The organism is Clostridium sp. AF27-2AA, assembly GCF_003478505.1.
Classification (GTDB): domain Bacteria; phylum Bacillota; class Clostridia; order Lachnospirales; family Lachnospiraceae; genus Brotaphodocola.
This window is the reverse complement of sequence record NZ_QUFI01000005.1, coordinates 114,167-137,609: the sequence shown is the minus strand read 5'-3', so window position 1 is coordinate 137,609 and position 23,443 is coordinate 114,167. Positions and strand designations below refer to the sequence as shown.

Below are 23,443 nucleotides of genomic sequence, written 5' to 3'. Positions count from 1 at the left end.
CTTTTTTGAATTTGCTACGAAATTCCTAAATTGCATTACGAGACGATTATACTTCCTATAAGGCAAATTATTGAGCAACAAAAAACTGGCTGCCCAAGTTCATTGGCACAGCCAGTTTTTATTTCACTTTATATTTCCAAAAGTTTTTCAGCAATAACCTTGCATCGCTTTTTACAAAATGCCATTCCATACAGTAAAATGTTACGCCTGCCATCATTGAGCAAATACTCGGAATATCGTCGATCCTTGATTTGCTGTAAAGCTTTTTGACATGCCTGTTCCATATTTCTGAATTCTTTCGTATATTTCAATTCAACGATAATTCCGGTATTTGGATCATCTGTTTCCACAATAATATCTGCAAATCCTTCACCGGCTTCTATGTTTGATTTCACAAGCCAGCCGGCATTTCCGGTCAAAATACCGACCAGTAAATTATGATAGGAGCTCTCTTTTTCTTCATTTCGGGCTTTCGTGTCGAAAACACTGATGGAATTACTCAGTGTTTTCATCAGATAGTTTTCCATCCCGTCTGTATTGCCTGATTCAAAAGCGTTCCAAAACTCCTGCAATGGTTTTGTATTGGAAAAAATGCTCTTTTTAAACCAGTCCTGTATCTGCAGTTTGAATATTTCCCGAACTTCCTCATTTGGAATCATAAGCTTGTAAGATCCGTCCGCATTCATTCCTGCCTGTGTCAGATATCCGGTTGTAAACAGAACGCTCCAAAGATTTTCGATACTGTTGTCTATCTCATCATAGGTCAGATCCAGACGAAGGTGTTTTTCGATGAATTCTCCGGCAATTAGTCGTTCAATTTCATTGCGTGTTGTTTTGCCAGCTTTGTCAATGAAGCGTTTTACCAGTTCGTTTCCGCTTGTGTTGATCCAATAGCTTTCCGGTCTGGCAGCCGGATCATCTTTTATTCTGTCTACATGGTTTATGACATCCCAGGGACAGTATACATCTGCGTTTCCAAAATGATATCCGTCATACCACTGCTTGGTTTCTTCAAATCTCTGTTCCAGATGATAGTCCTTAAGAAGCTGTTTTACTTCCATATCTGTAAAGCCGAACTGTTCATCAAATCTGGAATCCGTAATGGATAAAATTTTAAAATTATTCAGACCTGTAAATATACTTTCTTTGGAGACGCGAAGGCATCCTGTCAATACAGCAAATTGGAGTGCATCATTTGTTTTTAAGACATTGCCAAATAAAATACGCATCAAAGAAACCATTTCCCGATAATATCCGTGCAAAAATGATTTATCAAGTGGAACATCATATTCATCAATAAGGACCAGCGCTTTTTTCTGGTAATGTTTATTCAGAAGCTCTGACAATGTTTTCAGTGAGCGTGACAGCACAGGTTCGCTCATCCAATAAGCACCTGATTTCATAGTTATGATAGCCTGGTACTGCTCTTTATCTTCCGGAGCAAGATTTTGACTGTCTAAAAGGAATCGAAATCGGCTTGCTTCGCTTCCGATCACATCCATAAATTGGCACTTTGCTTCCTCAAAGGAAAGACCATCCACATTTTTTAGTGTAATGAAAATAACGGGATAACCGGCCATGTGTTCCCTGCACAATGTCTGATTCCGGGAAATATATAATCCATCAAACAATGTGCAATTTGTTCCGATTTCAAAAAAGTACTTTAACATACTCATATTCAGTGTTTTGCCAAAACGGCGGGGTCTGGTAAACAGATTTACCTTTCCCTGGTTATCCAGCAGCTGTTCTATGAGTTTTGTTTTATCAATATAGTAATATCCCTCCGTGCGGATTTCTTCGAAATTTTCAATTCCGACGGGCAATTTCATTGATTTTCCCATATTGTTCTGCTCCTTTTTGCTTTGTATGCCGCCATCTGCTACGATTTTTTCTAATCACGCACCGTTTCTTAAAAAATGAAATTTCATAACACAATACCTGGTCATAATCATCCTCCAGCTCTTTGGCGTACATGCGTGTATCGATCTGCCGGAGCGCCGCATTACAGTCCTCTGAAAGACTCTCGACATCTTGACAGCCGGCATATGTTCGGATAATTTCGCATCCTGAAGAATCTGTGTTACATCTGTATCTGTGAATCCAAAATATTCATCCATCAGCAGGATAATCGGTTTTCCATAATGGGCGCACAGCATTCTGGTTAGAAGAAGAAAACTGGTTTTGATTTCCGTTAAAGAGGCTTTCTGATTTACGATTCGGTAAAATGCTGCCCTGTCATACTCATTTACCTGTTCGCTTGTCAAAAGAAAATCATATTGTTGGAACAAAAACGCAACCAGCGCAGTCAACATACCATATGCATCCTGAAAATTTAAACCTTCAACATCTTTAAAAGTAAAAAACACAGTCGGCCACTGATTCATCCAGTTCTGGCACAATTCAGTCTGTCGGCTGATAGACAGCCCCTCAAATAAATGCCTATTATTTTTTCGAATATCAAAAAACTGGCCAGCATACTCATAGCCATGGTCTTTCCAAAGCGCTGCGGGCGGGTGATCAGAGTTACTTCTGTACTTTCGGAGTTCAACAATGCGGAAATAAGAGAACTTTTATCTACATAGTAATAACCATTCTGCCGAATCTTTTCAAAGTCAGAAATACCAACAGGTATCTTTGATCTGGTCATTTAAAAACACTCCCTTCTACGTGCTCATATACGATTATGATAGCATGAAACGATTTTGCAAACAAGCAGAAAGCCTTCTTTCCAAAAATCTTAGACGAACGTGTATACCTTAATCAGTTCTACGGTTCGATATAATAGTAGGACGATATATTGTCTGTATATATTGGATTTTCCGTTCACAGACAAAACCCGTTAACTATTTTTACAAAGGAGGATCTCTATGGAAAATGAGTTCAAAACGTATCTGTCGGACCAGAATTTGTCAAAAAACACGATCACATCGTATCTTTACGCGATTCGTCAGTTCGAAGCAAAGTACGACAAACTTAGTAAACAGAATCTGCGGGATTACAAAGTTTATCTGATTGAACATTATAAACCGCAGACTGTTAATCTGCGCATCCGGGCAATCAACTGTTATCTGGAAAGCATCAAAAAGGAGCAGTGGAAACTGCCTTCTGTAAAGGTACAGCAGAAGCCGTTTCTTGAAAACGTGATCAGCGAAGCGGATTATCTGTACTTCAAAAACTGTTTGAAGCAGGATCATGAGATGTACTGGTATTTTGTGGTACGTTTTCTGGCTGCTACCGGCGCCCGTGTCAGTGAACTGGTTCAGATCAAATGCGAACATGTAAGGATTGGATATCTGGATTTGTATTCCAAGGGTGGGAAGTTGCGGCGGATTTATATTCCATCTGCTTTACAGAAAGAAACCTTAAAATGGATGGAAGAAACGAAAAAAGAAAGTGGATTTCTCTTCTTGAATAAATATGGAGAATTGATTACTGCAAGAGGAATTGCCGTACAGTTAAAACACTTCGGTTCCAAGTATGGCCTGGATCCGTCTGTCGTTTATCCACATTCGTTCCGGCACCGTTTTGCAAAAAGTTTTCTAGAACGCTACAATGACATTGCTATGCTGGCCGATCTGATGGGACATGCCAGCATTGAAACCACCCGGATTTATTTAAGAAAAACCAGTACTGAACAGCAGAATATCATCAACCAGATTATTGACTGGTAACAGCTAAAATGACCTGATTGCAACTACTTTTCCACTTCTCAATAATTTGCCTTATAGGAAGTATAATCGTCTCGTAATGCAATTTAGGAATTTCGTAGCAAATTCAAAAAAGTAAAAAGGAGAGTGCATTCATTATGAGAAAGCAGACTAAAGTAGTTGCAGTTGCATCTGCAGCAGCTCTGTTAGCTATCGGTGGTGCTATGACTTCTTTCGCAGCTCAGGGTTGGGTTGAGGAAGATGGTACTTGGTACTACTACGACAAAGATGGTAGCAGAGTAGAAGATGAGTGGAAGAAATCTGGAGACAACTGGTTCTGGCTGGATTCCGAAGAGGGTGGCGCAATGGCTACCGATAAACTGATTGAGGATGACGATAAGACCTACTACGTAGACGCTAACGGTGTTATGGTTACCAACACCTGGGTTAAAGTAGTTAACGAGGGTCAGGATGATGAGGATGATCCGGCTGAGTATCATTACTACTACATGCAGTCCAATGGTAAAGCATACAAGGGCAGCGGTGACAAAGTAAGCAAGAAGACCATCGATGGAAAGCAGTACGCATTCGATGAGGATGGTATCATGCTGTACGGTTGGGTTGACGAAGATGGTACCATGGTTAACGACGAAGATGGTTGGGCAGACGCTACCTACTACTTCGGTTCCTGGGAAGATGGTTCCATGAAGACTGGCTGGCAGAAGATCAGCGTATACGACAACACCGATGACAAAGAAGATGACTATGATTACTGGTTCAACTTCAAAGCAAACGGTAAGAAACGTGTACAGCTTGACAATGGCAGTGAGGATACTGATGCTACCTGGAAGAACAATGGTAAATACTATCACTTCGATACCCGTGGTGTAATGGTATATGAGTGGTATCCGACTCAGAATACCACCAGCAACCTGCATTCCGCATCTAACTGGTCTTACTTCAACAGCCCAGAGGATGGTGCTAAGGTAGTTAAGGGCTGGTTCAAGGTAGTTGGCCCGAACGAGGATACTTCCTTCAAAGAGCTGGATTCCGAGAGCTTCGCATCTGTTGATGGTGTTAAGAACGAGGATGCTCGTTGGTACTACAACGATGGCCGTGAAGAGGGTCTGGTAGCTGGTAAGATCAAGAAGATCAAAGGCAAATACTATGGCTTCCGGCCGGATGACGGTGAGAAGGGTGGCGCAATGCTGAAAGGTCTCTGCGCACTTGAGATGGACGGCGAGAACATTGTCAAAGTTTACGATGACGATATGGACGCTGACGATTTGGATGACTTCCTGGATGGCGTAGATGCTGGTAACTACACCGCAAACACCTATCTGTACTACTTCGGCAACGCAGATGACGAAGATACCGATGGCGCTATGAAGACTGGTAATGTAACCGTTAACCTTGATGGCGAGACCATTCAGTTCAAGTTCCGCAACAACGGTGGTGCTGAGAGCAGAGGCCGTGGCGTAACTGGTGTTGAGAAGGGCGACTACATCTACAAGTTTGGTAAGAAGATTAAAGCTGATAGCGAAGACAAGTACATCCTTGTATACGCTAGCGGTGATATCAACTCTACCGGTACTGTAACTGTACATGATTACGATGGTTCTGATGTAAGAGAACTTAGCGGTCTGCTTAAGGGTCAGTCTAATGCTGATGATAAGGGCATGACCAATGTTCTGTACAACTTCGGTACTGCTGATCAGGGCTGGTACCTTGTAAATACCAGCGGTAAGATCCAGACTGGCACCAAGACCGGTGTTAAAGATGGTGATGACTGGTACTGGTACATGTACAAGGATAACATCATGATGTACACCGACAGCAAGGATCTGGGCGATGGCAAGATTGATGGTAAGAATGTCGGCAAGAACCTGAAGAGCAACTGGAACAAGACCAGCATGACTTCTGCAAAGATTGCTGATTTCCTTGATGTGAAATAAGTTGTAGTTTTAATGACTACGCCAAGCGGCGGGGACGAAAGTTCCTGCCGCTTTTACGTTAATCAACAATTTCAATGCAAAAAGCCCTGAAGTCTGATAAAAACTCCTAGAAGGAAGTTAGTGATTGGACCGATCTGTTAAAGCAAGGTTTATTCAGATGAATGAAACTTCGCTTAAATAGCGGACGTAACACCCAAAAAGGGCTACACGCAAATTGCGTGTAGCCCTTTTTGTTACATAGATTCTGCTCAATGAGTAGTTTCTAAAATTTAGATACCATCATCAACCATATCAGTATCAAGAACATCACCATCGATACCATCGGAGATCAGTTTGGACTCAACGTTCCAATCCTTCTTCAGGTCCTCAACGCCACCAGTTAAGGTGTTGTTATTGGTGTACATCTTGATAACCTTGTTATCTACATAGAAGTACCAGTCATTACCGTCTTTAGCTGCGGTCTTATTCTTAACGATAGTACCGCTGGTATTTAACAGGTAGTAGTTAGAAGAAGCCTTACCAGATACTAAGGAACCAAGAGTACCGTAAGCGTAAACGGTATCACCATCTTTGTTCTGGCCTCTCTCAACTGCATCACGTCTTAATGCTGCAGTATCAATCTTATGAACAGTTACATCACTTGCGCCAGTATCGCCATCAGCGTAAACAACAATGTACTTGTCATCGCTGCCAGCTTTCAGTTTCATACCAAACTTGTAGATGTATTTGCTGTCATCAATACCATTCAGGCCACGACCTTTGCCCTCAGCACCACCGGTCTTGCTGAACTGGAACTGATAATTGTCACCATCAAGATTTACGCTAACAGAACCAGTCTTCAGAGCACCATCGCTATCTTCATTATTGCCGAAGTAGTACAGAGTATCGTTGGTATCAGAACCGAAACCATCAAAATCGCCTTCGCCGTTCATAGCATCATCCAGATCATCGGAATCCATGTCTCTAGCCCACAGCTTGGTGATGTTACCGCTGTTGTCTACTCTCAGAGCACACAGACCAGTCAGCATAGAACCAGCCTTATTTCCTTCCGGAGCGAAGCCATAGTATTTACCTTTGATCTTCTTGATCTGGCCTACATACAGCTCACCATCGCTATTTGCGTAGTACCATCTCTCGTTCTCATCCTCAGCATCGCCCTTAGCGAAGGTCGGATTCTCAAGATTGCTATAATCTTTGAAGGTGTTGTCATCGCCGTCTTTATCCGGAGCAACTACTTTGAACCAACCCTTAGTAGCACGAGCACCGTCCTCTGGGCTGTTGAAGTATAACCAGTTAGAGATCGTAGCAGCGTCAGAAGTAGTGGTCAGGGTCCATTCGTAGGTCATAACACCACGATTATCGAATGCGTAGTGCTTACCATTGATTTTCTTCTCGAAGATATCCTTTGAATCGCTCTCGTTGAAACGCTTCTTACCGTTGGATTTGAAGTTGAACCAGTAGTCGTAGTCATCATCCTCATCCTGGTCATAAACGGTAATCTTCTGCCATCCAGTCTTTAAGGAACCATCTTCCCAGGAACCCATGTAGTAGGTTGCAGTCTCCCAATCGGAGTCATCGCTGGCCAGAGTAGAATCATCCTCGTTTACCCAGCCATACAGCATTTTACCATCCTCATCGAAAGCATACTTTTTGCCATCGATGGTTTTGAATTTGGTCTTACCGCTGTCACCAGCTTTGTAAGCTTTACCACTGTTCTGCATGTAGTAGTAACGATACTCTGCCGGATCATCATCATCATCCTGATCCTCGTTTACTACTTTAACCCAGGTGTTGGTAACCATAACACCGTTAGCGTCTACGTAGTAGGTATCGTCATCATCCTCAACCAGCATATCGGTTGCCATAGCGCCGCCCTCGTCGCCATTTAACCAGAACCAGTTGTCTCCAGATTTCTTCCACTCGTTTTCTACTCTATTGCCATCTTTGTCGTAGTAGTACCAAGTACCGTCTTCCTCAACCCAACCCTGAGCTGCGAAAGAAGTCATAGCACCACCGATAGCTAACAGAGCTGCTGCAGATGCAACTGCAACTACTTTAGTCTGCTTTCTCATAATGAATGCACTCTCCTTTTTACTTTTTTGAATTTGCTACGAAATTCCTAAATTGCATTACGAGACGATTATACTTCCTATAAGGCAAATTATCAATAGTTTTTTACATTTTTTCCATGTTTAAGAATAAATGCAATTCTATGTAATTGCTTCTGGAAGTTTCCATCTCTCCATCACAATGACAGTATAGTATAGTTTTTTGGGAAATGCTATAACAAAACCCTAAGCGTTTTCTTACGAAAATCTTACGGAAGTTATAGTTTTTGTGAAATATGTATTAATATTAATACAATCTTATTTGAAGGCTGTACCTGTGTGCCGGTTTGTGCTATATTGTTCATATCTTTTAGATTTTAGTTGTTTTTGAACAGTTTTATCTTTACAGAGGATGTTCTGTAAACAGTCATGGAGGTTTTTATGGATCGGATTGGTTTGATTTGTCGTTATATTAAGGAAGATCCCCGCAGTACCCAGCGGGATCTGGCGCAGAAAACAGGGTTTTCCGTGGGAACGGTGAATACCTTAATTAAGGAGGCTATGCAGCAGCGGCTCATTGCACAGGGCAAAAGTGTGGCTGGTACCTATGAGCTGACCGGTGCCGGGGACGCGTTTCTGGAGCAGTTTCGGGTGGACGGCGCGCTGATCATTGCTGCGGGATTTGGGTCCCGGTTTGTGCCGCTGACCTTTGAAACTCCAAAGGGGCTTTTGAAGGTATTTGGCGAGCGGATGATTGAGCGGCAGATTAAACAGCTGCATGAAATCGGAATTACCGACATTACCATTGCCGTGGGGTATTTAAAGGAAAAGTTTGAGTACCTGATCGACAAGTATCAGGTGAAGCTGCTTTATAACCCGGAGTATGCCACCAAGAATACCCTGACTACCATCTATCGGGCCCGACAGGTACTGGCGGGTAAGAATATGTACATTCTTTCTTCCGACAACTGGCTGCGGAACAATATGTTCCACGCCTACGAGTGCGGTGCCTGGTATGCTTCTTCTTATATGGAAGGAGATACTTCTGAATGGTGTCTTTCCTATAATAAGAAAGGACGTATCACCCATGTGGAAGTGGGCGGGCATGATTCCTGGGTGATGTATGGCCCAGTGTTCTTTTCCAGAACTTTTTCCGAGAAATTCCTGCCGCTTCTAGAGCGGTATTACCACACCCCGGGCACGGAGCAGTTTTACTGGGAGAATGTGCTGGTGGAGCATTTAGATGAACTGGAGATGGATATCAACCGGCAGCCGGAAAATCAGATCTACGAATTTGAGAATCTGGAGGAGCTGCGGCGGTTCGATCCGCGATACCAGAATCATTCGGACAACACGGCACTGGAGCTGGTTTCCCGGGTTTTCGAGCTTCCAGAGTCTGAGATTCATGACATCCGCTGCTTAAAATCCGGCATGACCAACAAGTCTTTCCTGTTTCAGCTTCAGGGACGGCATTATATCTGCCGCATTCCGGGACCGGGTACGGAGCTGCTGATCAACCGGAAGGAAGAGGCAGATGTGTACCGCGTCATCCAGCCGTTAAACATTTCCGAGCATATCATCTATATGAACGGGGAGACTGGCTACAAGATTGCGGAATATTATGAGGGAGCACGTAATTCCCGGGCGGACAGCTGGGAGGATGTGAGCCGGTGCATGGAGGTTCTGCATAAGCTCCATGAATCAGAACTGACCGCGGACCATGAATTTAATATGCGGGAGCGGATTGCTTTTTACGAGGGACTCTGCGCGGCCCATGGCGGCACGTTGTTTGAGGATTACACTGAGGTGCGCAGCCACATGAATGAGCTGTTGGACCAGTTAGATGCCCTGCAGCGACCGAAGGTCCTCTCCCACATTGACAGCGTGGCAGATAATTTCCTGTTCCTGCCGGATGGCTCTGTGCGACTCATTGACTGGGAGTATTCCGGCATGTGCGATCCCCTCATTGACATCAGCATGTGTGCCATCTATTCCTATTATGACGAGGACGCCGTGGAAAAACTGATGCAGATCTACTTTGGAAGAGAGCCGGAATTGCTGGAACGCAAGGTCATTTACTCTTACATTGCCCTGGGCGGATTCTTGTGGGCGCTGTGGGCGGTGTACAAAGCATCTCTCGGAGAGGAGTTTGGGGAGTATACACTCATCATGTATCGGTACGCGAAGAAATATTATAAGAAAGTATGTTTGTTGTAAGAAAAATGTTACCATTTTCCATTGGCTCCATGCTATAATCAGAATATATGAGATTAGGAGGACGGTATGAAATATACAAAGCGATTTACGGCAGCCGCCATGGCGGGGCTGATTGGTGCCATGACCCTGGTTTCCGGCGTGACCGCCTACGCCGCTACCGGCTGGCAACAGAACGGCAGCACTTATTACTATTATGACGCAAATGGGGAATTGCACAAGGGCTGGCTCAACACAGAGAACGGCTATTACTATCTGAATTTATCCACCGGTAAGATGACCGTTGGCTGGGAGAAGATCAACAACAAGTGGTACTACTTCCAGGGCAACGGCGTGATGGCGACCGGCTGGGTGAAAGATAATGGCAAGTATTACTATATGCTGACCGATGGCACCATGCACACTGGCTGGGTGAGCATTGACGGTGTCTACTACTACTTAGGGGACAGCGGCGCCATGGCAACCGGCTGGGTGAATATGGACAATGGCTGGTATTACTTCGACCCGAACGATGGCAAGTGCACGGTAAACAGCGCGCGGGAGATCAAGGACAGCTGGTACATGTTCGGCAGCGACGGCAAGATGGTAACCGGATGGCAGCAGGTGGATGGCGGTTACTATTATTTCCACACCGACGGCAGGATGCTCACCGGATGGCTCAGCGACGGCACCAACAGCTACTATATGGATCCGGCCAATGGCCGCATGTCTACCGGGTGGAAGCAGATTGAGAATTCCTATTATTATTTCAACAATTCCGGCCACAAGCTTACCGGCTGGGTCCAGATTGACGGAACCTATTATTACCTGAACCCATCTGACAAGGGGCGCATGGCGGCAAACACCACGTTGAAGATTGACGGAGTTTCCTATACCTTTGCGGCGAATGGTGCCTGCACCACCAGCAATGGGAATGCCCTAAACGTAAGCAACAATAACAATACGAATTCCAGCACTGTTCCGGGAAACAACACTTCCTCGGGCACGACTCCGGGCAGTACCAGTACCAGCAACAGCACTGCGCCCGGAAGCTTCAACTCAAACAGTAATAACAACAGTAACAATGAATATGTATCCACCGGCCCGGCTACCGGAAAAAGCAATCCAAGCTTCAATGGAAGCACGCCTTCCGGTGGCAACAGCCAGAGTAATTCCAGCAGCAGTTCCAATTACGTCAATGGGCTGCTGAAGGCCGGACTGACCTCTGGTCCAAGACCGTAGGCAATGTAACAAAACAGATTGTAAGCACAAAATATCCCGCATCCGACTGAGATGATTCATCGGATGCGGGATATTTATTTGCAAAAATTCAGTTTTATGAGAAGAACAGTCTGTTCACGGCACTGAAGATACCGCGGATGGAAGACCGGGTGATGTTGGAGCTTACGCCGACACCGTAGGTCACCTTGCCGCTGTCCTTGTCCATTAAGTGGATGTAGGATGCTGCCTGTGCGTTGGAACCGGAGTTCAGAGCGTGCTCGTTGTAGTCCAGAACCTTGATCTGGACGCCGAGTGCTTCTTCCAGGCCGCGCTGTACCGCATCGATCGGGCCGTTGCCGACGCCCTCGAAGGTTTTCTCCATGCCGTGATCGGTATAGGTAACCTTGGCAAGGGTTGCAAACTCGCCGTCTGCAGACTCGGTATCGGTGATCTGGCACTTGCGGAAGTGGATCGGCTCTTTCTTGTCCAGGTAGCTCTTGCGGAACTCTTCCATGATCTGCTCCGGAGCAACCTCACCCTGCTGCTCGGAGATTTTCTGGATGACATCCGCGAATTCTTTGTGCATGCCCTTCGGCAGCTTGAAGCCGTAGAAGGTATCCATAACGAAGGCTACGCCGCCCTTGCCGGACTGGCTGTTGATGCGGACGATCGGCTCGTACTGTCTGCCGATGTCGGACGGATCGATCGGAAGGTACGGAACCTCCCAGTACTGGCTGTTTCTCTCATGGAGAGCCTGTAAGCCTTTGTTGATGGCATCCTGATGAGAGCCGGAGAATGCAGTGAATACCAGCTTTCCTGCGTACGGATGACGCGGGTCAATGGTCATCTTGGTGCAGCGCTCGTATACTTCCGCGATCTCACGGACGTTCTCAATGTCCAGCTTCGGGTCGATGCCCTGGGAGAACATATTGTAGGCGATGTTTAAGATATCTACATTACCGGTACGCTCACCGTTGCCGAACAGGGTTCCCTCGACACGATCTGCGCCTGCAAGGAGTGCCAGCTCGGTGGCTGCCACGCCGGTACCGCGGTCATTGTGCGGATGTACGCTTAAGATGATGCTCTCACGGTTCTTGAAGTGCTTGTGCATCCACTCGATCTGGTCTGCGTATACGTTCGGAGTGTTCATCTCCACGGTAGATGGCAGGTTAAAGATGATCGGCTTCTCCGGAGTTGCCTCGCCCCAGGTATCCTGAACAGCGGTGCAGACCTCCAGTGCATACTCAAGCTCGGTGCCGGTAAAGCTCTCCGGAGAGTACTCTAACATTAAATCGCCATCGTAGTCTTTTGCGTATTTCTTGACTAACTCGGTTCCTTCGATTGCGATCTGCTTGATCTCTTCCTTATTTTTGTGGAAGACTACGTCACGCTGTAAGGTAGAGGTGGAGTTGTAGATATGAACTACTACCTTCTTGATGCCCTGGATTGCCTCAAAGGTTCTCTTGATCAGGTGCTCACGGCACTGTACCAGAACCTGTACACGGACATCGTCCGGGATAAGCTTGCGCTCTACTAACTGTCTTAAGAAGTCGTATTCGATCTGGGATGCTGCCGGGAAACCGATCTCGATTTCCTTAAAGCCCAGCTTTACTAACATGTTGAAGAACTCAATCTTCTCTTCTACTACCATCGGCTCTACCAGTGCCTGGTTGCCGTCACGTAAGTCTACGCTGCACCAGATCGGTGCTTTCTCAATTTCCTTGTTTGGCCACTCGCGCTCCGGGTAATGGATGACTGGGTTTCTTTTGTATTTCTTGATATTTAACATAATGCTTTTCCTCCAATTTGTTCGTTGTCCGAGGACAGCTGCTTTCGTTTCATGCTATCCTTGCTTTTATAGGTTGCTTCTTTACGGTTTGTACTTATTTCCGGCTGCTGCCTTTTGCCTTGATATATGACAGTTCCGGTAATGATCCTCACTCAGCCCATAACGGGCAGTCGCTCGATCACGCCGTAGAAGCGGACAATGAACAATACTGATCCTACTGATTCAGCCCCATCTTTCATCATTCCTTTTTCTGAAAAATTTGATACGTTAATCCATATAATAGCATATTTTTCCAGATGTGACAAGAACCCATCTACAGCCGAAACTTTATTCAAATCAATTTGATTCAAATCGATTTAAACAAAAACGCATGAAATTCGTTAAACATTGTTCATGAATTCCATGCGTTCTTCTTTTGTAATTTCTGTTTCTTACAGCACGTGTCCCTGTGCCTTCATAACTTCGATCACCTGGTCTACCAGCATCTCGCACTGTTCGGTGGTCGGCGCTTCTACCATGACGCGCACCACCGGCTCCGTGCCGGACTGACGGAGCAGGATGCGGCCGTCTGCGCCCAGAGTCTCGGTGACCTTTGCCACCTCTGCCTGGACTGCCGGATCATCCTGTGCTTCCTTTTTATCTTTGACGCGGACATTTTTCAGTACCTGCGGCAAGATCTCCACCTCAGATGCCAGCTTGCCCAGGGTCTCTTTCTTCTCCAGCATCACTTCCATAACCTTTAAGGAGGTCAGGATGCCATCACCGGTGGTGGCGTGCTTACTGAAGATGATGTGGCCGGACTGCTCACCGCCCAGACAGTTGCCGTACTGGGACATGTTCTCGTACACGTATTTGTCACCGACTGCGGTCTTCTCGTAGGAGATGCCTTCCCGGTCAAATGCCTTGTAAAGGCCGAAGTTGGACATGATGGTGGTAACTACCGTGTTGTTGCGCAGGGTACCAATCTCCTTCATGTACTTGCCGCAGATGTAGAGGATCAGATCACCGTCTACCACGCTGCCGTTCTCATCTACCGCGATGCAGCGGTCTGCGTCGCCATCGTAAGCAAAGCCTACGTCACAGCCAGTCTCTTTCACATAGTCCTGGAGTACATGGATGTGGGTGGAGCCGCAGTCGGTGTTGATGTTCAAGCCGTTCGGATGGTTGTTGATGACATGGGTCTCTGCTCCCAGAGCATCGAACACGTTCTTCGCAATGGCAGATGCGCTGCCGTTTGCGCAGTCCAGAGCCACTTTTTTGCCCTTGAAGGAACGGGTGGCAATGGAGATCAGGTACCCGATATAGCGGTTTCTGCCTGCAGCATAATCGGTGGTGCGGCCGATGGCATCCTTTAAGGCAAACGGAATCTCTTCCATCTCCCCGTCTAAGTAGCGCTCGATTTCTACGATAACGTCCTCTTCCAGCTTCTCGCCCTTGCCGTTGATGACCTTGATGCCGTTGTCATAGTATGGGTTGTGGCTGGCAGAGATCATGATGCCGCAGTCGAACTCTTCCGTGCGTACCACATAGGATACGCTTGGGGTGGTGGTGACATGAAGCAGATAAACATCCGCGCCAGAAGCGGTGAGACCTGCTACCAGGGAGTACTCAAACATGTAGCTGCTTCGTCTGGTATCCTTTCCGATGGCTACGCGGCAGCGGCCCTCCGGATTGTCTGCGGTCTTTTTCGCGCGCTGTCCATAATACCAGCCCAGGAAACGGCCTACCTTGTAGGCATGCTCTACCGTTAAATTGACATTTGCTTCCCCGCGGAAGCCATCAGTTCCAAAATATTTTCCCATAATTTTAATCTCCTCATTTTGGCTTAAACCGGAAATTCCCGGCAGGCACACCTGCGCCGCCGGGAACCTTTTGTATTTTAATATTCGATTTCTTTTAAGAAGCGGCCCAGCGCGTCCTGCCATGCCGGAAGGCGCTCAAATCCGTTCTCGCTGAGTTTGTCTTTATTCAAACGGCTGTTGGACGGACGGGTTGCCTTGGCCGGAAACGCGTCACTGCTGACCGGGGTGACCGGCACATCCATGCCTGCCTGGCGGAAAATCTCTTTTGCGAACTCGTACCAGCTGCACAGACCCTCGTTGGTGGCATGATAACGGCCGTACTTGTCGGTCTGGATCATGTCGACCAGAAGTCTTGCCAGGTCGTAGGTGTAGGTCGGGGAACCAATCTGGTCATCTACCACGCTGACTGCCCCGCGCTCTTTGCCAAGGCGCAGCATAGTCTTAATAAAGTTCTTTCCTGCCACGCCGAATACCCAGGCAATTCGTACGATAAAGTATTTGTCGGACAACTCTTCTACTGCCAGCTCTCCCTCGTACTTGGTCTGACCGTATACATTTAACGGATGACGCTCGTCGTCCGGCTCCCACGGGCGGGTGCCCTGGCCGTCAAACACATAGTCTGTGCTGATGTACATAAGCTTCGTATCTGCCTCTTTGCAGGCCTGTGCCACGTTGCGCGTGCCCTCGCCATTGATACGGCGGCAGAGGTCTGCGTTATCCTCAGCTGCGTCTACTGCAGTATATGCGGCACAGTGGATGACTGCGTCTGCGCCGGAATGTTTAATGACACGGCGGCAGGCTTCCGCGTCGGTGATGTCCATTTCCTGGACATCTACGCCGATGCCCTCGATGCCGCGTTTTTCCAGTTCATTCATCAGGTCAGTTCCAAGCTGGCCTTTTGCTCCTGTTACCAGAACCTTCATGCTGTTTCCTCTTTCTGTTTCACAGTTTTTCAATGACGGTTTCGCAGGCTTACACTTCCTCGCGGTTTCCGTACATTTTCTCGTAATAATTCTGATACTCGCCGGAGATGATGGTCTCCCACCACTCACGGTTCTCCAGATACCATTTGATGGTCTTCTTGATGCCGTCCGCGAATTTGGTCTCCGGCAGCCAGCCCAGCTCGTTGTGGATCTTGGTCGGGTCGATGGCGTAACGCATGTCGTGGCCCTTGCGGTCGGTAACATGGGTGATCAGGCTTTCCGGCTTGCCCAGCTCCTTACAGATGAGCTTGACGATATCGATGTTCTTCATCTCGTTGTGGCCGCCGATGTTGTAAACCTCACCGACACGGCCCTTGTGGATGATCAGGTCGATGGCCTTGCAGTGGTCCTCTACATACAGCCAGTCGCGGACATTTAAGCCCTCGCCGTACACCGGAAGCGGCTTGTCTGCCAGCGCGTTTGCGATCATAAGCGGGATCAGCTTCTCCGGGAAGTGGTACGGACCGTAGTTGTTGGAACAGCGGCTGATGGTGACCGGCAGACCGTAGGTTCTGTGGTATGCCTGCACCAGGAGATCAGCGCCTGCCTTGGAGGAGCTGTAGGGGCTGCTGGTATGGATCGGAGTCTCCTCGGTGAAGAAGAGGTCCGGGCGGTCTAACGGAAGGTCTCCGTATACTTCATCGGTGGATACCTGATGGTAACGTTTGATGCCGTACTTACGGCAGGCATCCATCATCACTGCGGTACCCTTGATGTTGGTATCCAGGAAGATCTCCGGATTCTCGATGGAGCGGTCTACGTGGCTCTCTGCTGCGAAGTTTACCACGATATCCGGGTGCTCCTCCTCAAAGAGCTTGTAGATGGCTTCGCGGTCGCAGATGTTGATCTTGCAGAAGCGGAAGTTTGGGTTCTTTAATGCCTCTTCCAGGGTGGATAAATTGCCTGCGTAGGTCAGGCAGTCCACGCACACGATCCGGTAATCCGGATACTTGTTTAACATATGGTAAACGAAGTTGGAGCCGATGAAACCGGCGCCGCCTGTTACGATGATAGTCATGGTCTGTTCCTCTTTTCTTTTTACTTCATGTCGTTGCCGTGCAGCTTGTCGATGTATTTGCCGTCCAGAACATCTTTTAAGTAGCGGCCGTACTGGTTCTTCTTTAACTCCTCATAGGTCTCCAGAACCTGCTCCTTCGTGATCCAGCCGTTTAAGTAGGCAATCTCCTCCAGACATGCGATTTTGCGGTGCTGATGGGTCTCTACGGTCTTTACAAAGTTGGTGGCCTCCACCAGGGACTCATGGGTTCCGGTATCAAGCCAGGTAAAGCCCTGGCCCAGGAGCGTTACGTCCAGCTCGCCGTTTTCCAGGTAAATACGGTTTAAATCCGTGATCTCCAGCTCTCCGCGGGCAGACGGTTTTAAGCTCTTGGCATACTCGACCACGCGGTTGTCGTAGAAGTACAGACCGGTCACGCAGTAGTTTGACTTCGGATGCTCCGGCTTCTCCTCGATGGAAACGGCCTTGCCCTGATCGTCGAATTCTACGATACCGAAGCGCTCCGGATCGTCTACGTAATAGCCGAATACGGTTGCGCCCTTTTCCTTGGCAGCTGCCGCGCGCAGGCGCTTCTTTAAGCCCTGGCCGTGGAAGATGTTGTCGCCCAGTACCATGGCAACCGGCTCTCCGCCGATGAACTCCTCGCCGATGATAAAGGCCTGTGCCAGTCCGTCCGGGCTCGGCTGTACCGCATAGGACAGCTCCACGCCAAACTGATGGCCGTCTCCCAGAAGCGCCTCAAATCGCGGCGTGTCTACCGGAGTAGAGATGATCAGGATCTCCCGGATGCCGGCGTTCATAAGAACGGACAGCGGATAGTAGATCATAGGCTTATCATAAATCGGAAGCAACTGCTTGGATGTTACCTTTGTCAGCGGATACAGACGGGTGCCTGAGCCGCCTGCCAGAATGATACCTTTCATAGTTTTCTCCTTTTAAAATCATAAAATACCGCCCGGGTCTCTTTTGTACAAACGGACAGTTTAAGCTAGTTTGTACTATACCACAGATGCGCCGATATTGCAATCTGGGGCCGGTAAGAGACCGGGCGGGAATTCGAAATTTTTTATTAATTTGTCTGTACTGCCGCAGATGTCTCCGCAACAGCCGCACCTGCATCCGGCACATTTCTTCCGGTGGCCGGGAGGAAGTTTCCGTCTTCATCTACCTCTGCCGCAAACAGCAGGGTACGGGCATCATTTTTTTCATAGCTGCAGGTGATCAGGACAAACATGGAATCAAAGGGCTGCGTTGGAGCTTCTGCGAAGCTGCATGGTGCCAGACGCTCGCTGACCCATTTGTCAAAGGATGCCTGGGACTTGAAAGAGGTCTTGCGGACAATGCCGTTGGAGTCACTGTAGTAGCAGCCTAATGTCTTTAAATGGATGGTGCGCTCCGGGGTGTAGATTTCAAAGTACCGGTGGCTTTCAAAGAAAGCCTGATCCTTGAACTTTACCACATCCTTGAACATGGAGCCGTCCTTCATGTGGTGGCCGTAAATTGGGTTGTTCCAGCCGCTGAAGTCCGACTTGCTGTCGGCATCCAGGTAGATGGCGCCATACACGCTGTCTTTGCCCTCAAAATCCTTGTGGAGGTAATACTGGTTATCCGGGGACTGGACGATGGGATAATCGATCTTAGTGTCCGGCACACGGATCCAGCCGATGGTGTCCGGGTTCGTTTCCAGAAGCGGTGTAAAATCAATGGGTGAGACATATGGCGCCTCGGTCTCGGCTTCCGTCTCTTTCTCTGTTTCCGGCGGTTCGGTCTCCGTCTGCTTTGCCGCCTCAGCCAGGCTCTCCTCCAGCCGGCGCTGCGCGGCGGCGTCCCTCCAGTCCTTTACCAGGCTGAGAGCGCTGCCGATCATGATGACCAGAAGGACAGCAATGACAATGCGTCTGAGAAGGCCGTTTGAATTTCTGTTTTTATTCTCGTGTTCCATCATAAAATCCTCCATTTTGTAAAAAGCCAGATTTAATACCTTTGATTAAATCCAGCTTTTTTCAATCGTCCTGATGATTCCTACACTTCGTTCATCTTTGCCAGCTTTGCTGCCTGATCGGCCGCAATGCAGGCATCCAGGATTTCCTGGATATCACCATTCATGATCTTATCTAATTTGTAAAGGGTCAGGTTGATGCGATGGTCTGTCACACGGCCCTGCGGGAAGTTGTAGGTACGGATCTTCTCGGAGCGGTCACCGGTACCGATCTGGCTGCGGCGCTCTGCTGCCTCCGCGTTCTGCTTCTTCTCCAGCTCCAGATCATACAGCTTGGAACGCAGGAGGCGGAACGCCTTCTCCTTGTTCTGCAGCTGGGATTTCTCGGTCTGGCTGTAGATGACGATGCCGGTCGGAATATGGGTCAGACGTACCGCGGAGTCGGTGGTGTTGACACACTGTCCGCCGTTACCGGACGCACGCATAACATCGATACGGCAGTCGTTCATGTCGATCTGAACATCGACCTCTTCTGCCTCCGGCATCACTGCTACGGTTGCGGTGGAGGTGTGGATACGGCCGCCGGACTCGGTCTCCGGTACACGCTGTACGCGGTGTACGCCGGACTCGTACTTCATCTTGGAGTATGCGCCCTTACCGGTGATCATGGCCTGTACCTCTTTGAAACCTCCGATGCCGTTCTCACTTAAAGAGATGATCTCTACCTTCCAGTGCTGGCTCTCTGCGTAGTTTACGTACATACGGTAAAGCTCTGCCGCGAACAGGGCTGCCTCATCGCCGCCTGCACCTGCGCGGATCTCCAGGATGATATTCTTATCATCGTTCGGGTCTTTCGGCAGCAACAGGATCTTCAGTTCCTGCTCCAGCTCCTCCACGCGCTTCTTGGCATCGGAAAGTTCCTCTTTGGCAAGCTCGCGCATCTCCTCGTCGCTCTCCTCTTCCAGAAGTGCCAGGCTGTCTTCGATGTCCTGCTTTGCCTGCTTGTAAGCCTTGTACGCCTCTACTAACGGTGCCAGGTCAGCCTGCTCCTTCATGAGCTTGCGGAAACGGTCCTGGTTTTCGGTTACGTTCGGCTCGCCTAATTCCTGCATGATCTCCTCGTAATGGATGAGGATGTCATCTAATCTGTCAAACATGCGGTTCCTCCTATTATATATGTGTTCGTATCTGTTGGTTTCTTAATTTATATCAGCCCGGCCAGACGCCGCAGACCACTCGGTCCTTGCCCGGAAGGTCTTTTACGACTCTTACCTTATCAAAACCCGCTTCCCGCAAAAGCCCGCTCACGGCCTCGCCCTGGTCATACCCGATTTCCAGATAGATGGCTCCGCCCGGCTTTAACCAGGTTCCGGCTTCTTGGGCAATCTGCCGGTAGAATCTCAGGCCGTCTTCGGTGCCGTCCAGGGCCATCATAGGCTCGTGCTCCCGCACCTCCGGTTCCAGGGTGGCAATGACTGCCGTGGGAATGTAGGGCGGATTGGATGTGATGATGTCGAAGGTTCCGGCTTCGGTCCGGGGCAGGGCAGAGAACAGGTCGCCCTGGCGGAAGATGATTTTTTTCTGGTGTGTTTTCGCGTTCCGCTCTGCCACCTTCAATGCCTCCTCTGACAAATCTGTGGCCGTTACCGATTCGTAGCCGCCCTTCACCGCCAGGCTGATGGCAATACAGCCGGATCCGGTGCAGAGATCCAGAAGCTTCTTTTCTCTGCCCTGCTGCTCCTGCAGCACCAGCTCCACCAGTGTCTCGGTGTCCTGGCGCGGGATCAGCACGTGTTCATTTACATAAAATTCCAGTCCCATGAATTCCTGACTGCCCAAAATCTGCTGCAGCGGAATGCGGGAGGCGCGCTTTGCGATCATGCCGCGGTACGTCTGCATCTTTTCCTGTGTTTCCGCGTCACTTTCTGAAAGGGGACGCAGGCGGTCCATCAGGAAATGAACCAGATCCAGATGAAATACCTCGAAGAGAAGCAGCTTTGCGTCATTCTCCCCGTCGGTATCCCCCGCCTGTAAGAGGGCTGCGCTTCCTTCAGTCAGAAGGTCATAGAGTGTCATCTGGCTTCCTCCCGGCTGATGGCCTGGTCCTGTGCCGGACCGGAAACTGCGGCATCCGAACGGTCCTCCGGAATTTCCGTATCCGGAAAATTTTCCCTTAAGTATGCTTTCCAGTCAAACACCGCTTCCACCGCCGCAATGGCTACCTCGATCATGGAATTATCCGGCTCACTGGTAGTCAGGTTCTGCATCCACAGCCCCGGCTTACTGAGTAAATTGACAATCGGGTTGTCACTGCGGCCTGCCAGGCGCAGAAACTCGTAAGACACACCGGCAATGACCGGCACCAGAATGATGCGGCTTGCCATACGAAGCAGCACGTTGTCTACCCGCACCACCATAAAGAACAGAATGCTGATGAGCATGACAATGATGAGGAAGCTGGTGCCGCAGCGCTTGTGCTGCTTGGAGCTTTCCCGCACATGGTCCACCGTGAGGGTCATGCCATGCTCGATACAGTTGATGCATTTGTGTTCCGCGCCGTGATACATGAAGGTGCGGCGGATGTCTTCCATCCGGGAAATCAGTTTAATGTACGCGATAAAGATCGCGATGCGGATGACACCCTCTAAAATAGCCATGATGGTGTCGGAGTGGATGACCTGCTTACAGGCATTCGCAATAAGCAGCGGCAGCACCATAAAAATGCCAATGGCCATGACCACGGAAAACACCATGACAACCGCCATAAGCACCTGCTCCACTTTCTCCCCGAAGACCTTGTCCAGCCACAGCTCCAGCTTTCCTGGCTCGGAGTCTTCATCATCCTCGAAGAAGCTGGCAGAAAAGCTTAAGGTCCGCATGCCGAGGATCATGGAATCCGCAAAGCTGAAGACGCCCCGTACAAAGGGGAGTCCGCAGAATGGCACCTTTTCCGTCATGCTGACGTAGGTGTCCTTTTTGACCTCAATGCCGCCGTCCGGCCTGCGCACAGCCGTGGCATACTGGTCTTTATTTTTCATCATAATTCCTTCAATGACGGCCTGACCGCCGATACCGGAATATTTCATATGAGTGATATCTCCTTATAAAGAAAAATAAGGTTGAGCCAAAGTGTCTCCACTTGAGTCTCAACCTTACTTCGCTCTCGTTATGCTTACGCCTTAACGCCGTATTTCTTGTTGAACTTATCGATACGACCGCGTGCAGAAGCAGCTTTCTGCTGACCGGTGTAGAAAGAATGACACTTAGAGCAAACCTCTACGTGGATCTCTTCCTTGGTGGAACCGGTAACGAACTCGTTGCCGCAGTTGCAGGTAACCTTAGCCTGATAATAAGCTGGATGGATTCCTTCTCTCATGATTTTCACCTCTTCACTTTCTCAATTATATAGTACTGTGATCGTCTAACGGTCTCATTCGTACCGTTAAAATCACGCCACATCTATAAACAGCTCCATAATTGTATCATAGAACGATAGCCTTGGCAAGCATATTTTCTAAGGTTTTCAAAGATTTTTCATCAGAACATACGCCGTTTTTTCGCCACTTCCACAAACTCTCGGTTGGTGCGGGTCTGGGCGAACAGATCCAGGATGCGCTCCACGGAATCCTCCGGCTTCAGGCTGTTGGTTGCCTTGCGGACAATATCCACTGCCTCGGCCTCATCACGGCTGAGAAGCAGGTCATCGCGGCGGGTGCCGGACTTTAAGATGTCGATAGCCGGGAAGATACGTTTCTCGGAAAGCTTGCGGTCTAATACCAGCTCCATGTTACCAGTGCCCTTGAACTCCTCATAGATCACATCGTCCATGCGGCTTCCGGTATCCACCAGAGCTGTTGCCAGAATGGTCAGGCTGCCGCCCTCCCGCATGTTGCGGGCCGCGCCGAAAAACCGCTTTGGCATGTGCAGGGCCGCCGGATCCAGGCCGCCGGAAAGGGTACGTCCGCTCGGCGGAACCACCAGGTTGTAGGCCCGGGCCAGACGGGTGATGCTGTCTAAGAGAATGATGACATCTCTGCCATGCTCTACCAGACGCTTCGCGCGCTCGATGACCATCTCGGACACGCGTTTATGGCGCTCCGGCAGCTCATCGAAGGTAGAATAGATCACCTCGACATTGTTCCCTACTACGGACTCTTTGATATCGGTAACCTCCTCCGGGCGCTCATCGATCAGAAGGATGATCATGTGCATATCCGGATGATTGTTGGTGACTGCCTGAGCCACCTGCTTTAACAGGGTAGTCTTACCGGCCTTCGGCGGAGATACGATCATGCCTCGCTGGCCCTTACCGATTGGTGCCAGAAGATCCAGAACCCGCATGGCGGTGCTGCTCTTGCCCTGGGTCTCCATATGGAGGCGGCTGTTCGGGAAAATCGGGGTCAGATCCTCAAAATTCGGACGGCGTTCCAGCGCGCTGACCGGATAACCATTCACGTTTTTGATATATAAAAGAGCCGCGAACTTTTCATTGGAGGTCTTCACACGGCGGTTTCCATTGATGATATCACCAGTCTTTAAGTTGAAACGGCGGATCTGGGTCGGGGACACATACACGTCATTCTCTCCCGGAAGAAAGTTCTCACAGCGAATGAAACCAAAGCCGTCCGGCATCACTTCCAGGATGCCGCTTGCCGGTACACCACTGTCCATCTCTTCCTGGGATTTCTCAGCGACCTCGTCCCGATTATTCTGATATGCCGGCTGCTCATTATTCTGGTTCTGGCGGTTCTGGTAAGGCTGTTCCCCATTTTGGGCCTGGCGGTTCTGATAAGTCTGTTCGCCATTCTGATTCTGGCGGTTCTGGTAAGACTGTTCGCCATTCTGGTT

At 48.9% G+C, this 23,443-nt stretch carries 17 protein-coding genes and 1 pseudogene; 4 read left to right on the top strand and 14 right to left on the bottom strand.

Annotated features, from left to right (window positions below; all coding sequences use genetic code 11):
* Positions 1–128 precede the first annotated feature (128 nt).
* Both DWY84_RS04755 and DWY84_RS04750 read right to left on the bottom strand, forming a co-directional pair.
* Entirely contained in the window at positions 129–1,829 is a 1,701-nt protein-coding gene (locus DWY84_RS04755; protein ID WP_347560768.1) for an AAA family ATPase, read from the bottom strand.
* Positions 1,830–1,895: 66 nt separating this feature from the next.
* Positions 1,896–2,647: pseudogene (locus DWY84_RS04750) on the bottom strand (AAA family ATPase).
* 220 nt (positions 2,648–2,867) lie between these two features.
* Here DWY84_RS04750 and DWY84_RS04740 point away from each other — a divergent pair.
* Together DWY84_RS04740 and DWY84_RS04735 are read left to right on the top strand one after the other, a co-directional pair.
* Positions 2,868–3,671, top strand: a complete 804-nt coding sequence (locus tag DWY84_RS04740) for a tyrosine-type recombinase/integrase (protein WP_118531298.1) — start codon at positions 2,868–2,870, stop codon at positions 3,669–3,671.
* Positions 3,672–3,805: 134 nt separating this feature from the next.
* Entirely contained in the window at positions 3,806–5,602 is a 1,797-nt protein-coding gene (locus DWY84_RS04735; RefSeq protein WP_182434912.1) for a hypothetical protein, read from the top strand.
* A 269-nt stretch (positions 5,603–5,871) separates the two neighbouring features.
* On the opposite strand, the gene DWY84_RS04730 is transcribed toward DWY84_RS04735, so the two are convergent.
* Positions 5,872–7,674: a hypothetical protein gene (locus DWY84_RS04730; protein ID WP_182434911.1), complete on the bottom strand. Its 1,803-nt coding sequence runs from the start codon at positions 7,672–7,674 to the stop codon at positions 5,872–5,874.
* Positions 7,675–8,091: 417 nt separating this feature from the next.
* Here DWY84_RS04730 and DWY84_RS04725 point away from each other — a divergent pair, with 417 nt between their 5' ends.
* Both DWY84_RS04725 and DWY84_RS04720 read left to right on the top strand, forming a co-directional pair.
* Positions 8,092–9,867, top strand: a complete 1,776-nt coding sequence (locus DWY84_RS04725) for a phosphotransferase (RefSeq protein WP_118531296.1) — start codon at positions 8,092–8,094, stop codon at positions 9,865–9,867.
* A gap of 66 nt (positions 9,868–9,933) precedes the next feature.
* Entirely contained in the window at positions 9,934–11,085 is a 1,152-nt protein-coding gene (locus DWY84_RS04720; protein ID WP_118531294.1) for a cell wall-binding protein, read from the top strand.
* Positions 11,086–11,179: 94 nt separating this feature from the next.
* On the opposite strand, the gene leuA is transcribed toward DWY84_RS04720, so the two are convergent.
* The 11 genes from leuA to rho form a co-directional block, all read right to left on the bottom strand.
* Positions 11,180–12,853, bottom strand: a complete 1,674-nt coding sequence (gene leuA, locus DWY84_RS04715; RefSeq protein WP_118531292.1) for a 2-isopropylmalate synthase — start codon at positions 12,851–12,853, stop codon at positions 11,180–11,182.
* Between the two features lie 431 nt (positions 12,854–13,284).
* The gene (gene glmM / locus DWY84_RS04710; protein ID WP_118531290.1) at positions 13,285–14,655 is read right to left on the bottom strand and encodes a phosphoglucosamine mutase; all 1,371 of its coding nucleotides are present in this window, start codon (positions 14,653–14,655) and stop codon (positions 13,285–13,287) included.
* A gap of 77 nt (positions 14,656–14,732) precedes the next feature.
* Entirely contained in the window at positions 14,733–15,578 is an 846-nt protein-coding gene (gene rfbD / locus DWY84_RS04705; protein WP_118531288.1) for a dTDP-4-dehydrorhamnose reductase, read from the bottom strand.
* A 49-nt stretch (positions 15,579–15,627) separates the two neighbouring features.
* Entirely contained in the window at positions 15,628–16,656 is a 1,029-nt protein-coding gene (rfbB, locus tag DWY84_RS04700) for a dTDP-glucose 4,6-dehydratase (RefSeq protein ID WP_118531286.1), read from the bottom strand.
* 20 nt (positions 16,657–16,676) lie between these two features.
* Positions 16,677–17,579 carry a glucose-1-phosphate thymidylyltransferase RfbA gene (gene rfbA / locus DWY84_RS04695; RefSeq protein ID WP_118531284.1) on the bottom strand — a complete coding sequence of 301 codons (903 nt, stop codon included), beginning with the start codon at positions 17,577–17,579 and terminating at the stop codon, positions 16,677–16,679.
* A 146-nt stretch (positions 17,580–17,725) separates the two neighbouring features.
* Positions 17,726–18,601, bottom strand: coding sequence for a class B sortase (gene srtB / locus DWY84_RS04690; RefSeq protein WP_243024758.1), 876 nt, complete (start codon positions 18,599–18,601; stop codon positions 17,726–17,728).
* A gap of 77 nt (positions 18,602–18,678) precedes the next feature.
* Positions 18,679–19,752: a peptide chain release factor 1 gene (prfA, locus tag DWY84_RS04685; protein ID WP_118531280.1), complete on the bottom strand. Its 1,074-nt coding sequence runs from the start codon at positions 19,750–19,752 to the stop codon at positions 18,679–18,681.
* A gap of 52 nt (positions 19,753–19,804) precedes the next feature.
* Complete coding sequence (prmC, locus tag DWY84_RS04680; RefSeq protein WP_118531278.1) at positions 19,805–20,671, bottom strand: peptide chain release factor N(5)-glutamine methyltransferase; 867 nt, start codon at positions 20,669–20,671, stop codon at positions 19,805–19,807.
* A complete protein-coding gene (locus DWY84_RS04675) occupies positions 20,668–21,681 on the bottom strand; it encodes a DUF1385 domain-containing protein (RefSeq protein WP_118531276.1) in 1,014 nt (337 codons plus the stop codon). Before DWY84_RS04675 ends, prmC begins: the two co-directional genes overlap by 4 nt.
* Before the next feature lie 86 nt (positions 21,682–21,767).
* Entirely contained in the window at positions 21,768–21,971 is a 204-nt protein-coding gene (gene rpmE, locus DWY84_RS04670; RefSeq protein WP_118531274.1) for a 50S ribosomal protein L31, read from the bottom strand.
* Between the two features lie 161 nt (positions 21,972–22,132).
* Positions 22,133–23,443, bottom strand: a 1,311-nt coding sequence (gene rho, locus DWY84_RS04665) for a transcription termination factor Rho (protein ID WP_147354276.1), incomplete at its 5' end; no start/stop codon positions are given.